Consider the following 13,008-nt stretch of genomic DNA (forward strand, 5'->3'; position numbering starts at 1 on the left):
TCAGCGGGCGGGCTCGTCGGCGTCCTGCGCGTCCTCGAAGTCCTCGTCGAGCTCGGGATCCTTGGGACGCTCCTTCTTGGGCAGCCCGGCGATCCGCAGCCCGCACTCGACCACGAGCAGCACGAAGGCGATGTAGTAGATGATCATCGTGGGGTAGAAGTACGGCAGCTGCTGGCTCATGCCCACCAGGGACAGCACCAGCAGGACCACGGACAGGATCAGCACGATCATGTGCGCGGTGCCGAAGACCCCGGGACGGCCCTTGCGGGAGAGGTACATGGCCGTGAGCCCGAAGAGGATGGGGAAAAGCAGCTGCCCGGCGAGCGTGATGCCGTCCTGGAAGTAGGGGTAGACCCCCATGGACTGGAGGACGGCGGTGATCACGAGCAGGGCGGGAGCTACGAAGGACTTCATGGGTCACCAGTCTAGGCGCGGCCGGCCGGGCGCCCGCAGGGAGCGGGCGCGTGGAACCCGCTGCGCAGTGGAGGCAGCACAGCACCACGGCGGCCGAGCTCTGGGGCGGTCATGATGCCCCCGCACTCGCGGCGCCGGGCGGGTGGTTGCTCCGGTTCTCAGCCCACCGCTCGCCTCTCCAGCGCCCGCTCCACCAGCGCCACGCACTCCTCGGGCGAGTAGTGCAGCTGTCCCGCCACCACGCTCAGGTACGCGGTGGCCGCGCGTGCCGCCGCGCCCTCCCGGTCGTCACGGCCCTGCGCGATGAACGTGCCCTTTCGGCCGTGGGTCTCGATGATCCCTCGGGTCTCCATCTCCCGGTACGCCTTGGCCACGGTCCCGGCCGCGAGCCCGAGATCTGCCGCGAGGGTGCGCACGGGCGGGATGCGGTCACCGACCACGAGGTCACCTGCGGAGACGTCCCGCAGCACGCACTCCACGAGCTGCTCGTACACCGGGGTGGTGGAGTGGGGATCGACCGTGAACATGGGTGCGCCTTTCCGTCGTCTGCCCTCATCGTAGGGCCCGTCCCACCTCCGGCGGGGTGCGGCGGAGACGCCCGTCACTGCACGTAGGCTGATGGTCGTGTCCGAGCCTGCAGAACTTCCGTTTCCGCCCGCTGCCGTTCCAGATCCGCACGCGGTGCGGGTTTTCGTCGACCGTGCCCTGGAGCGTGCCCGCGAACTCGGGCCGCAGCTGCCCGCACCGGGGGAGGGACGCACGGCCGAGCTGTGGCGCACCCTGAGCGAGCTCGGGCGCACCGATCTGGCGTACGCGCGCATCATCGAGCCCCACCTGGACGCCCTCGCGATCCTCCACCAGGCCGGTCGCGAGGACCTCGTCACCGACCACGACACCTGGGCCGTGTGGGCCGCGGAGGGTCCGGGAGAGCCTCTGCTGGCCACGCCGACGACGCCGCCCGGGGGCACCGGCGCGGGCGGCCAGCCGGGCACCACCTGGGCCCTCACCGGCACCAAGCCGTGGTGCTCGCTCGCGGACTCCGTCACCCGCGCCGTCGTCACGGCCCACGTGACCGACGAGCACGGCGAGCCGACCGGACATCGCCGCGCCTTCGTCGTGGCCACCGACCACCCCGGCTTCCAGCCCGCGCCCGTGACGCAGTGGACCTCGCACGGGCTCGCGGAGGTCGTGACCGTGCCAGTTACCTTCGAGGCCGTCCCGGCCGAGCCGCTCGGCGCGGACGAGTGGTACCTCACGCGCCCCGGTTTCGCGTGGGGCGGTATGGGCGTGGCCGCCATCTGGCTGGGTGGCGCGCAGTCCGTCGCGGACCTGCTGTGGCACCAGCTGCGCCACCCCCGCCGCCCCGTGGACGACGCCGCCCACACCGCCCTCGGGCAGCTGGACCTCACGCTCGGGGCGGCCCGCGCCGTGCTGGAGCAGGCCGCGGCGGCCGTGGACGCGGGCGACGCCGCCGGGGACCGCGGTGCCGCCTGGGCCCTGCGCGTGCGCCGCACCGTGGCCGACGCCGCCGAGACCGTGATCCGCGTGGTCTCCCGCGCCACGGGTCCCGGCCCGCTCACCGGGGACCCCGCACACATCCGCCGCGTGGAGTCCCTCCAGGTCTACATCCGCCAGGACCACGCCGAGCGGGACACCGCCGCGCTGGGGCGCACCCTGCTGGCGCTCGCCGCCGAGGACTCGGCCCGGGCCGATGACGCGGCAACCACTGGGCCCGCCGCGACTTCGCCCGCGCGGGCGACCCGCTCGGCCGCCGAGAGCTGGGCATCGGGAACGCCCCGGACTGTCCCCGGTGCCGGAGCGGCTCCAGAGGACACCCCGTGGTGACCTTCGACCACCGGGATCCGGGCACCCCGGAGGAGGACTGGGCCCGCTGCGGCGCCCTGCACCGTGCCCCGGAGCTGGACCTCGCGGGGGTGGACCGCGCCGTCGTGTTCGCCGCGCACCCGGACGACGAGACCCTCGGCGCGGGCGGCACCGTGCACCGGCTCGCGCGGCAGGGCACGGAGGTGCGCGTGGTCGTGGCGACCCTGGGGGAGAACTCCCACCCGGACTCCACCACGTTCACGTCGGCCGAGCTCGCGCGGCTGCGTCACGAGGAGCTGGCCGCCGCGGTGCGGACCCTGACCGGGCAGGATGCGCCACCCGTGTACCTGTCCCTGACGGACGGTGGCCTCACCGAGGAGCAGCTCGATGCCCCCGTGGCCGAGCACCTCGACTGGGCGGAGCAGGGTGAGAAGCCCCTGGCGCTCTGCACGTGGGAGCGGGACGGCCACACCGACCACGAGGTGCTCGCCCGCGCGGTGGCCCGCGCCGCCGGTGCGCGGGGTGTGCGCTGCGTGCAGTACCCCGTGTGGTTCTGGCACTGGGGCTCACCCACCCGCCTGCCTCGCGGGCTGGTGCGGGTTCCGTTGTCGGAAGAGGACCGCGCGGCCAAGCGGGACGCCCTGGCCCACCACGTCACGCAGGTGCGTCCGCTCTCGGACCGGCCCGGTGACGAGGTGCTGCTGGGGGAGCACGTGCTCGCGCACTTTGACCGCTCCGCCGAGCTCTTCGTGCTGGCCGCCCCGGACCAGGCGGCCGTGTTCGACCGCGTGCACTCCGACGCCGAGGACCCCTGGGACGTGGACACCTCCTGGTACGAGCGGCGCAAGCGCGAGGTGCTCCTCGGCTGCCTGCCGCGTCCGTGCTACGAGCGTGTGCTCGACATCGGCTGCTCCACGGGCGCGCTCACGTCGGAGCTCGCCCGGCGGGCGGGTGCCGTGACCGCGGTGGACGCGAGCGACGTCGCCCTGCGTGCCGCCCGCGCCCGGCTCGCGGAGGTGGGCGCCGCCAACGTCGACCTCGTCCACGCCGTGCTGCCCGCAGAGTGGCGAGAGGAGTGGACTCCCAGAGACCTGATCGTGGTGAGCGAGATGGGGTACTTCTGCTCGCCCGAGCAGTGGGACGAGCTGCTGGAGCGCTGTGCCACCGCCCTGGAGCCGGAGGGGCACCTGGTGCTGTGCCACTGGCGCCACCCCATCCAGGACTGGCCCCTGGACGGCGCGGACGTGCACCGCGAGGCGCGTCGCCGCCCGGACCTGCGGCGCGTGGTGAGCCACCGGGAACGGGACTTCGAGCTGGAGATCTTCGAACCCGTGCCGTGGGAGCAGGGATGATCCGGCGGGTCGCGGTGGTGGTCCCGGCCTGCAACGAGGAGCAGCGCGTGGGACGGTGCATCGCGTCCGTGGCCGCGGCGATTGCGGCGGCCTGCACCACGGCTCGCGTGATGGGCGCGCCGTCGCAGACGGCCCCCGGGGTGGTGCCTGCCGTGCCCACGGGGTCGGAGCCCGCGCCGCCGGGGGACGACGCCGCCGTGCCGCCGGCCGACTCCGAGCTATCGTCTCCAGGCGGACCCGACGGACCCGACGGACCCGGCGGACCCGGCGTGTCCGCGCCGCTCCACGTGACCGTGGTGCTTGCCGCGGACGCGTGCACCGACCGCACGGTGGAGCGCGCGAGCGCCGCGTGGGCGGCGTCGGGACTGCCTGCGGAAACCGCGCAGCTGGAGGTGGTGACGGGATCGTGGCGCAGCGCGGGCGGGGCCCGGGCGGCCGCGGCGTCGTGGGCCCTGGCGAACAGCCGGCCGCAGTGGATCGCATCCACGGACGCGGACACCGCAGTGCCCGAGAACTGGGTTGCCTACCAGCTGGAGCGCGCGGCGCACGGGGTGGACGCGGTCCTCGGCACCGTGGAGCCGGACCCCTCGGAGTGCCCGGTGGCCGTGTACCGCCTGTGGCAGCGGGAGCACACGCTCGCGGAGGGGCACCCGCACATCCACGCCGCGAACATGGGGGTGCGAGCGCGCAGCTACGAGCGTGCGGGTGGGTTTCCCGCGCTGGAGTGCAGCGAGGACGAGGCGCTCGTGGCCGCACTGCACCGGGTGGGAGCGCGCATCGAGGCCACGGACCGGATCCGGGCGATCACCTCCGCGCGGTTCGAGGGCCGCGCCGAGCTCGGGTTCGCCCACCACCTGCTGGGCCTCGCGCAGCTGGCCGGTCAGCCGGAGGAGGCGCCGTGGCCGTGGCCCGCGCAGCCGCAGCGGCCCGAGCCCGCGGGCCGCCCGAACGGCCCGGAGTTCTTCGCCCACCGCAAAAACGCTTGAACCTCCACCCCCGGTCCTGGCTACCGTGGGTGGGAAAGAGCACGTCACCACACAGGAGGTATCTCGTGAGCGAGAAGAGCATCACTGTCAGCCGTGTCATCGACGCCCCGGCGGAGGAGATCTTCGAGGTCTTGACCCTGCCGGCCAAGCACCCCGGCCTGGACGCCTCCGGGACCGTCATCTCCGGCACGGACCAGCGCATCCAGAAGGTGGGGGACGTGTTCGTGATGAACATGAACGCCGAGATGATGGGCGGGGACTACAAGATGGAGAACCACGTCACCGGCCTGGACCCCAACAAGCTCATCGCGTGGAAGCCCTGCCCGGAGGGCACCTCCGTGGAGGACAACGGCTGGGAGTGGATGTACGAGCTGCAGCCCGAGGGCTCGGACTCCACCACCGTGACCCTCACCTACTCGTGGGAGCACGCCAACCCCAAGGTGGAGAAGAAGGTCAGCTTCCCGGTCTTCGACCAGAACGTCCTGGAGGAGTCCCTGGACAAGCTCGCCGCGTCCGTCTCGGGTTCCTGACACTCTCGCGGGGCCACTGCCTCGCACAGCGGTGAAGCACGGCGCCCGCGCTCTCCCACGGGAGGGTGCGGGCGCCGTCGTGCTCGGGGCCGTGCGGGCGACGCCGCACGGTCGCCTCCTGGACCCGGGCGTCGTCGTCCGGGCGTAGCCTGGCGGGGGCCGGGCGGAGCACGGACGTCCACGTGGTGCCCGGGGCAGAGGATCGTCGGCGAGCAGAAGGTGGCTTCGAGCATGGGATCGTCGCGCACAGCGTGGCAGGGCTACGAGAAGGGCAGCTCGGGGTACCGGCGGATCCTCGTGGCGCTGCTGTGTGCGGGGGTGGCCACGTTCGCGCAGCTGTACTCCGTGCAGGGTGTGCTCCCCATCCTCGCCGAGGACCTCCACGTGGACGCCGCCCAGTCGGCACTCGCGGTCTCCGCCGCCACCATGGGCCTGGCGGTGGGTGTGATCCCCTGGTCCCTGGTCTCCGACCGGTGGGGGCGACGTCGCACGATGGTCGCCGCGGTGAGCGCGGCCACCGTGCTCGGTGTGCTCGTGGGGCTCATGCCCACGTTCGAGTCCCTCGTGGCCCTGCGCTTCGCGGAGGGTGTGGCCCTGGGTGGCATCCCGGCGGTGGCCATGGCCTACCTCGCGGAGGAGGTCAGCTCGCGCCACGGAGCGGTGGCCGCGGGCACCTACATCTCCGGAACGAGTCTCGGTGGGCTCTCCGGCAGGATCGTGGCCGCACCCCTCGCGGACTTCTTCGGCTGGCGCGTGGGCACGTCGGTGGTTGCCCTGATCGCGGCGGCCGCCGCCGTCGTCTTCATCCTGCTCGCCCCCCGGCAGCGCGGTTTCACGGCCCAGCCCGTCAAGATCACGGGCCAGCACGGACTGCTCGACCACCTGTGGACCAACCTCAAGGACCCCCGCCTCCTGACCCTCTACCTGCAGGGCTTCCTGCTCATGGGCGGGTTCGTGGCCGTCTACAACTACATCGGCTTCCACCTGGGGGAGGAGCCGTTCAACGTGCCCCAGAGCGTGATCTCGGTGCTGTTCCTGGCCTACCTCTCCGGCACGTGGTCCTCCGCCCGGGCCGGGGGCCTCGCGGGTCGCTTCGGCCGAAAGCCCGTGCTGCTCGGCTCCTCCCTGGTGATGCTCGGCGGGCTGCTGCTCACCGCCGTGCCGTGGCTGCCGGTGGTCGTGGCGGGGCTGCTCGTGTTCACGGCCGGATTCTTTGCGGCGCACTCCGTGGCCAACGGGTGGGTCCCCGCCCTCGCCACGGAGGGTCGGGCGCAGGCGTCCTCGCTGTACACGCTGTTCTACTACGGGGGATCGTCGGTGCTCGGCTACGCGGTGGGCGTCCCGTTCACCGCCGCGGGGTGGAACGGGGCGGTGCTGTGCATCCTGGGGCTCATCGTCGCGGCCGTGGTTCTCGCACTGAGCCTCCTGCCCAGAGCGGCAGCATCCTGCCGATAGGCCCTCCTCGGGCGGAAGGCACGGCACGAGAGCGCCGGGGTGAAGCGGTTCGACCGCAGAAGCGCGAGCGAGGGGCCGGGGCGTGAAACGGCCGGTCATCGCGTGGGCTGTGATATGGCTCTACTCTGGAGGTGGCCCCGCACACCACAGCGCGCCGCCGTCCGCCGGTTGTCCCGCGGACACCGCCTCGCGAGGACGTGAGCGCGGCCGGCGCAGTCAGGAGACCCTTCCATGAGCGAGATCATGACCGTCCGCCACCTGTTCGGCCCCGGCCCCACCAACCCGTACCCGGAGGCCACCGAGGCACTCGCGCGCCCGCTGCTCGGCCACCTGGACCCCCAGTTCCTCGCGGTCATGGACAGCGCGTGCGACGGGCTGCGGAAGGTGTGGGGCACCGAGAACCGCCGCACCCTGCCGCTGTCCGCCACCGGCTCCGCGGGCATGGAGGCCGCGTTCGTGAACTTCGTGAACCCGGGGGACCCCGTGGTGATCGCGGTCAACGGCCTGTTCGGGGAGCGCATGTGCGACGTCGCCGCCCGCTGCGGTGCCGAGGTGACCCGCGTGGACTTCCCGTTCGGCGAGCCCGTGGACCCCGAGAAGGTGGCCGCGGCGCACCCGTCCCCGAAGATCATCGCGGCGGTGCACGCGGAGACCTCCACGGGTGTCCGCTCGGACATCGCCGCCCTCGGCGCGCTCAAGGGTGACGCCCTGCTGCTCGTGGACGCCGTGACGTCCATCGGCGGGATCGAGCTCAAGGCGGACGAGTGGGGCATCGACATCGGCTACGCGGGCACCCAGAAGTGCCTGGGCGTGGCCCCCGGCCTGGCGCCGTTCACGGTTTCCGACCGGGCGTGGGAGCGCCGCGTGGAGAAGCCCCGCTCGTGGTACCTGGACCTCGGGATGCTCGGTGGCTACGTGGGTGAGGCCTCCGGGGCCACCCGCACCTACCACCACACCGCGCCGGTCGCGATGGTCGCCTCGCTGGAGGCCGGTCTGCGCCGCGTGCTGGCGGAGGGGCTCGACGCCGTCCGCGAGCGTCACGAGGCCGCGGGCCGTGCGCTGCAGGACGGTCTGCAGGAGATGGGCCTGGAGCTCTTCGCCCGCGAGGGCCACCGCCTGCCGGAGCTGACCACCGTGAAGGTCCCGGGGGGTGTGGACTCCGCCGCGGTCCGCAAGGAGCTGCTGGAGACCTACAACATGGAGATCGGCCCCGGTGTGAAGGAGTACGCGGGCACCGTGTGGCGCATCGGTCTCATGGGCCCGAACGCGTCGATGGAGTCCGTGACCCTGATCCTCGGTGCGTTGAGGAACGTGCTGGGTCGCTGACCCTTGCAACCACCTGACCCACGCGAACGGCGGGCCCCACCGGGAAGGTGGGGCCCGCCGTCGTCGTGCGGTGTGAAGGGGCGCGGATCAGGCGGTGAGCTGGTCCTCGATGGCGCCCACGAACGCGTCCAGGTCACCGGGGTTGCGGGAGGTGATGAGCGTCCAGCCGTTGGCGGGGCACACCTTCACCTGCTCGTCCACCCAGCTGCCGCCGGCGTTGACGATGTCCGTCTTCACCGACTGGTAGGAGGTCAGGGTCTTGCCGTCCACCAGGCCGGTCTCCACGAGCAGCCACGGGCCGTGGCAGATGGAGGCCACCGGGCGCCCGGAGGAGGCGAAGGCCTTGGCGATCTTCTGCGCGTCCTCGTCCAGGCGCAGGGAGTCCGCGCTCAGGGTGCCGCCGGGCAGCAGCAGGAGGTCGTACGCGGCGTCGTCCACGGAGGAGATGGTCGCGTCCACGGGGAAGGTCTCGCCGAGGTCCCAGTCGCCCACGAGCGACTTCACCTCGCCGGACTCGGGGGCGGCCACCGTGACCTCCGCGCCGTCGGCGCGCAGCTTGTCGGCGGGCACCTTCAGCTCGTCCTGCTCCACGCCCTGGTTGTTGACAAGGAGGAGGATCTTCTTTCCGGACAGGTCAGACATTGCTAAGGGTCCTTTCTATCGGGTGATGACTTCTACTGTGGCACCGCGCTCCCGAAGCCTGCAAGATCGTGGCGGCGGGTTCCGCTGACAGCGGGACGCGCACGACGCCGCTCGGCTCGGCCCCGGTGCGGAGGCGCGGGGGCACGGTGGCTCGGAGAACCACGCTGGAGTCGCGCCGGGTGCGGGCCGAACCCGCGGGGTGCGGCGCGGCGTGGTCCCGAAAGATGCGAATGCACCTACGATCGAAGAGCGAGAGACGGCTCCTGCCGGCACCGAGCCGGCAGTCCGCGGCGGGGCCACGGTCCGTTGCGTCGAACGCCGGTTCCGCGCCGATCCGAGGAGCCGGTACACCCATGTGGGACTTCATCACCCAGAGACGCGAGGAGATCCTCTTCGCGTCCTGGCAGCACTTCAGCCTGGTGGTCCAGTGCCTGGTGCTGGCCACGGTGCTGGCGGTGGTCATTGCCGCCCTGGTCTACCGCAGCCCCACGGCCTCGGGGATCGCCAACGGGGTCTCCGCCGTGGGGCTCACCATCCCGTCCTTCGCGCTCATCGGGCTGCTCATCGCACCGTTCGGCTTCGGCGTCACCCCGGCGGTGATCGTGGTGACCTTCTTCGCCACCCTGCCCATCCTGCGCAACGCCGTGGTGGGGCTCAGTGGGATCCCCGGCGCCGTGCGGGAATCCGCGCGCGGGATCGGCATGAGCCGGCTGCGCACCCTGCTCACCGTGGAGATCCCCATGGCCTGGCCGGTGATCATGGCGGGCATCCGGGTCTCCGCTCAGATGGTCATGGGCATCGCCGCCGTGGCCGCCTACACCCTCGGCCCGGGACTGGGCGGATTCATCTTCTCGGGCCTGTCCCGGCTGGGAGGTGCCAATGCCTTCGAGTCGGTCGTCGTGGGCGTGGTGGGTGTGATCGTCCTGGCCGTCATCCTCGACCTGGCGCTCGTGCTCATCGGTCGACTCACCACTCCGCGAGGTATCCGTGTCTGAACAGTCAGCAGCAGCAACCGGCGAGCAGTCCGTGAGCGGTGCCGCCATCCTCCTGCGGCAGGTCACCAAGCGGTACCCGGGCCAGAAGAAGCCCGCGGTGGGTGGCCTCACCCTGGAGATCCCGGCCGGCAGCGTGGTCATGCTCGTGGGCCCCTCCGGGTGCGGCAAGACCACCACGCTGAAGATGATCAACAGGCTCATCGAGCCCTCGAGCGGCAGCATCGTGATCAACGGGGACGACGTCACGGGCATGGACGGTGACAAGCTGCGCCGCAACATCGGCTACGTCATCCAGGCCGGTGGGCTGTTCCCGCACATGACGGTGGGGGCAAACATCGCCCTGGTCCCCAAGATGCTGAAGTGGGACAGCAAGCGCATCGCGCGCCGCGTGGACGAGCTGCTCGAACTCGTCTCCCTGGACCCGAACACCTACCGGGACCGCTACCCCAAGGAGCTCTCCGGCGGCCAGCAGCAGCGCGTGGGAGTGGCCCGGGCGCTCGCGGCGGACCCGCCCGTGCTGCTCATGGACGAGCCCTTCGGAGCCGTGGACCCCATCACCCGTCAGCGGCTGCAGAACGAGCTGCTCAACATCCAGGCCGAGCTGCAGAAGACCATCGTGTGCGTGACCCACGACTTCGACGAGGCCGTGAAGCTCGGGGACTGGATTGCCGTGTTCGACGAGGGGGCGCGGCTCGTGCAGTACGACTCCCCGGAGCGCATCCTGGCCAATCCCGCGGACGACTTCGTGGAGAGCTTCATCGGCTCCGGCGCGGGCCTCAAGCAGCTCACCCTGAGCAGGGTGGGTGAGGTGGAGCTCGCGGACGCCCACGTGGCCGCGGCGGACACCGCACCCGCGGACGTGCTGGCGGGCATGGTGGCCGCGGGAGAGGAGAACGTGGTGCTCGTGGACTCCTCCGGACGCGCCGTGCAGTGGTTGTCCCGCCGGCAGGTGGAGCGGCTGCGGACCCTCCCTGTAGCGGCGGATCCGAACCTCCCTCTGGTGACGGCGCAGTCCACCCTCCACGACGCGCTGGATGCGATGCTCATGGGCAGCACGGGCAGTGCGCTCGTGGTGGACCGCCGGGGCCGCCTGGTGGGTCTGGTGACCATCGCGACCATCATGGACGCGATCTCCGCGTCCCAGTCCGCGGCCCGGGAGGATTCCGAGAGCCCCGAGGGAGCGAACACGGCGCAGTTCACCGCCTCCACCGCCGAGCCCGGAGCCGCCGGATCTCACGCCGCGGCACCGGGCGAAGCACCCGCCGGGCACGGCAAAGCTCCAGCAGGGGAGGGCGAGGCGCCCGCCGAGGGCGTTGACCCGGGCCCCGCGACGGGCGCCACACCGCCCACCGGTCACGGAGACCCGGCGCCCGGAGGCTCCGCAGAGCCCCAGCCGGGTGCCGGCCCCGAGGCCCGGGGCGGGCGGGCATGAGCGGTACCACCCAGGCCCCCGACGCCACCCGAGCCGAGGCCGAGACCCTCACCAGCGGCAGCATGCGCTCGCTGTGGATCCAGCTGGTCGTGGTGCTCCTAGCAATCGCGGGCCTGTGGTCCTACCTGGCCTTCGGGGACCTGAGTGAGACCGAGCGGACCACTCTGGCCCCGGCAAACCTCTGGAACTACACCGTGGAGCACCTGCAGCTCACGGTGGTGGCCGCGGCCATCGTGCTGGTGATCGCCATCCCGCTGGGGGTCCTGCTGACCCGGCGTCCGTTCCGGCGGCTCTCCGGACCCGTGATGGTGGTGGCGAACATCGGACAGGCCGCGCCCGCGATCGGCCTGATCGTGCTGCTGGCCTTCATCGTGGGCTTCGGGTTCACCGCGGCCGTCATCGCCCTGGTGTCCTACGCCGTGCTCCCGGTGCTGCGCAACACCATGGTGGGGCTGCAGCAGGTGGACCAGCGGCTCGTGGAGGCCGGGCGGGGCATGGGCATGAGCGCCGCCGCGGTGCTGTTCCGGGTGGAGCTTCCCCTGGCCGTCCCCGTGATGCTCGCCGGGATCCGCACCGCGCTCGTGCTGCTGGTGGGCACGGCCACGCTGGCCACGTTCATCAACGGCGGCGGGCTGGGCATCCTCATCACCACCGGTGTGAACCTCAACCTGACCAAGGTCCTCGTGGTGGGATCGCTGCTGGTCGCGCTGCTCGCCATCGTCGTCGACTGGCTCGGCCGCGTGGTCGAGCACGTGGCCCGACCGAAGGGACTGTGACCATGACGCACGCATCGGAAGTCCACGGCCGCGGGTGGCCGGGCGGCGCGGCGTCGTCGGGCCCGGCTGCTCCCGCCCCGGACGGCGACGACGCCGCGCACCGGGACACCGCGTCCCCCGTGTCCCCGGTGTGCTCCGGCCGGCGGCACCGCTCGCGCCGCGGGGGACGACGTGCCGCCTCGGGCGTGGCCGCCGTGGCCGGGGTCCTGCTGCTGGCGGGCTGCGGGCTGCAGCCGGCCTCCTCCTACGTGCCCGCGGCCGGGCCGGGCAGCATCCAGCCGATCGAGGGCCTGCCGCAGGACGCGCACCTCACGGTGGCGGGCAAGAACTTCACGGAGCAGCTGATCCTGGGCAAGATGGCCGTGCTCGCCGCGCAGGCCGCGGGTTTCGAGGTCACGGACCTCACCAACATCCCCGGCAGCCAGCCCACCCGCGAGGTCATGCTCTCCGGGGAGGCGGACATGACCTACGAGTACACGGGCACCGCGTGGATCACCTACCTCAACCACGAGAAGGGGATCGCGGACCAGCAGAAGCAGTACGAGGCGGTGCGGGACGCGGACCTGGAGAACGGGCTCACGTGGGCGGAACCGGCCCCGCTGAACAACACCTACCGGTTCGCGGTGCGCAGCGAGGCCGTGGCGGAGCTGGGTGACATCACCACTTTCTCGGACGTGGCCGAGCTGCCCGTGAGCGAGCGCACGTTCTGCGTGGAGGCGGAGTTCAACTCCCGCCCGGACGGGCTGAACCCCATGCTGGAGGCGTACGGGCTGGACCGCGGCGTGGCGGACGGGGTGCCGGACGAGAACATCGGGGTCTACGACACCGGCGCCGTCTACACCGCCACGGACGCGGGGGACTGCAACTTCGGCGAGGCCTTCACCACGGACGGACGCATCGACACCCTGGACCTCACGCTGCTGGAGGACGACCGCGGGTTCTTCCCCGCCTACAACGCCGCGCCCGTGTTCAACACCGAGACGCTGGAGAAGTACCCGGAGCTGGAGGACGTGTTCGCGCAGCTCTCCCCGCTGCTCACGGACGAGACCATGCGCGAGCTCAACGCCCGCGTGGACCAGGGTGGCGAGGAGCCCGGGGACGTGGCCTACGACTGGATGGTGGAGCAGGGGCTCATCACCCCGGCGTCCTGACCCTCCCGGGGCGGGAGTCGCCGACGGCGAGCCGGTCCGTCTGTCGCCACGCGGGCCCGCCCACCGGACCGCCGGAGCGAGCTGCCCGCTCCCCGTTCCTGCGTGCGGCACGCCGCATCCCGGAC

13 protein-coding genes are annotated in these 13,008 nt (G+C 72.2%); 10 read left to right on the forward strand and 3 right to left on the reverse strand.

What is annotated here, in order from left to right:
* Positions 1-414: a hypothetical protein gene (locus HMPREF2833_RS02680; protein WP_019311086.1), complete on the reverse strand. Its 414-nt coding sequence runs from the start codon at positions 412-414 to the stop codon at positions 1-3.
* Between the two features lie 158 nt (positions 415-572).
* Positions 573-941: a GntR family transcriptional regulator gene (locus HMPREF2833_RS02685; RefSeq protein WP_070636618.1), complete on the reverse strand. Its 369-nt coding sequence runs from the start codon at positions 939-941 to the stop codon at positions 573-575.
* 154 nt (positions 942-1,095) lie between these two features.
* Here HMPREF2833_RS02685 and HMPREF2833_RS02690 point away from each other — a divergent pair, with 154 nt between their 5' ends.
* The 6 genes from HMPREF2833_RS02690 to HMPREF2833_RS02715 all read left to right on the forward strand — a co-directional run bounded on the left by HMPREF2833_RS02690 (position 1,096) and on the right by HMPREF2833_RS02715 (position 7,887).
* A complete protein-coding gene (locus HMPREF2833_RS02690) occupies positions 1,096-2,259 on the forward strand; it encodes an acyl-CoA dehydrogenase family protein (RefSeq protein WP_019311088.1) in 1,164 nt (387 codons plus the stop codon).
* Positions 2,253-3,590, forward strand: a complete 1,338-nt coding sequence (locus HMPREF2833_RS02695) for a PIG-L family deacetylase (protein WP_019311089.1) — start codon at positions 2,253-2,255, stop codon at positions 3,588-3,590. The genes HMPREF2833_RS02690 and HMPREF2833_RS02695 overlap by 7 nt, the downstream gene beginning before the upstream one ends.
* Positions 3,591-3,859: 269 nt before the next feature.
* The gene (locus tag HMPREF2833_RS02700) at positions 3,860-4,576 is read left to right on the forward strand and encodes a glycosyltransferase (protein WP_223246105.1); all 717 of its coding nucleotides are present in this window, start codon (positions 3,860-3,862) and stop codon (positions 4,574-4,576) included.
* A 65-nt stretch (positions 4,577-4,641) separates the two neighbouring features.
* Positions 4,642-5,106 (forward strand): SRPBCC domain-containing protein, encoded by a 465-nt coding sequence (locus HMPREF2833_RS02705; RefSeq protein WP_039100965.1) that lies wholly within the window; start codon positions 4,642-4,644, stop codon positions 5,104-5,106.
* Positions 5,107-5,337: 231 nt separating this feature from the next.
* Entirely contained in the window at positions 5,338-6,561 is a 1,224-nt protein-coding gene (locus HMPREF2833_RS02710) for an MFS transporter (RefSeq protein ID WP_070636620.1), read from the forward strand.
* Positions 6,562-6,792: 231 nt separating this feature from the next.
* Positions 6,793-7,887 (forward strand): pyridoxal-phosphate-dependent aminotransferase family protein, encoded by a 1,095-nt coding sequence (locus tag HMPREF2833_RS02715; protein WP_070636621.1) that lies wholly within the window; start codon positions 6,793-6,795, stop codon positions 7,885-7,887.
* 87 nt (positions 7,888-7,974) lie between these two features.
* Here the strand turns inward: HMPREF2833_RS02715 and HMPREF2833_RS02720 are convergent, their stop codons facing one another.
* Complete coding sequence (locus HMPREF2833_RS02720) at positions 7,975-8,529, reverse strand: type 1 glutamine amidotransferase domain-containing protein (protein ID WP_070636622.1); 555 nt, start codon at positions 8,527-8,529, stop codon at positions 7,975-7,977.
* Between the two features lie 353 nt (positions 8,530-8,882).
* On the opposite strand from HMPREF2833_RS02720, the gene HMPREF2833_RS02725 reads away from it, so the two are divergent.
* The 4 genes from HMPREF2833_RS02725 to HMPREF2833_RS02740 are packed head-to-tail and all read left to right on the forward strand — an operon-like array spanning position 8,883 to position 12,883.
* Positions 8,883-9,524 (forward strand): ABC transporter permease, encoded by a 642-nt coding sequence (locus HMPREF2833_RS02725; protein ID WP_070636623.1) that lies wholly within the window; start codon positions 8,883-8,885, stop codon positions 9,522-9,524.
* Positions 9,517-10,956, forward strand: coding sequence for an ABC transporter ATP-binding protein (locus tag HMPREF2833_RS02730; protein WP_235005114.1), 1,440 nt, complete (start codon positions 9,517-9,519; stop codon positions 10,954-10,956). Before HMPREF2833_RS02725 ends, HMPREF2833_RS02730 begins: the two co-directional genes overlap by 8 nt.
* Positions 10,953-11,732 (forward strand): ABC transporter permease, encoded by a 780-nt coding sequence (locus tag HMPREF2833_RS02735; protein WP_371441072.1) that lies wholly within the window; start codon positions 10,953-10,955, stop codon positions 11,730-11,732. Before HMPREF2833_RS02730 ends, HMPREF2833_RS02735 begins: the two co-directional genes overlap by 4 nt.
* Positions 11,729-12,883: a glycine betaine ABC transporter substrate-binding protein gene (locus HMPREF2833_RS02740; RefSeq protein WP_083310914.1), complete on the forward strand. Its 1,155-nt coding sequence runs from the start codon at positions 11,729-11,731 to the stop codon at positions 12,881-12,883. The genes HMPREF2833_RS02735 and HMPREF2833_RS02740 overlap by 4 nt, the downstream gene beginning before the upstream one ends.
* The last annotated feature ends 125 nt before the right edge of the window (positions 12,884-13,008 follow it).

Origin of the sequence: Kocuria sp. HMSC066H03 (assembly GCF_001812045.1) — a bacterium.
GTDB classification, from domain to species: Bacteria; Actinomycetota; Actinomycetes; order Actinomycetales; family Micrococcaceae; genus Kocuria; species Kocuria rhizophila.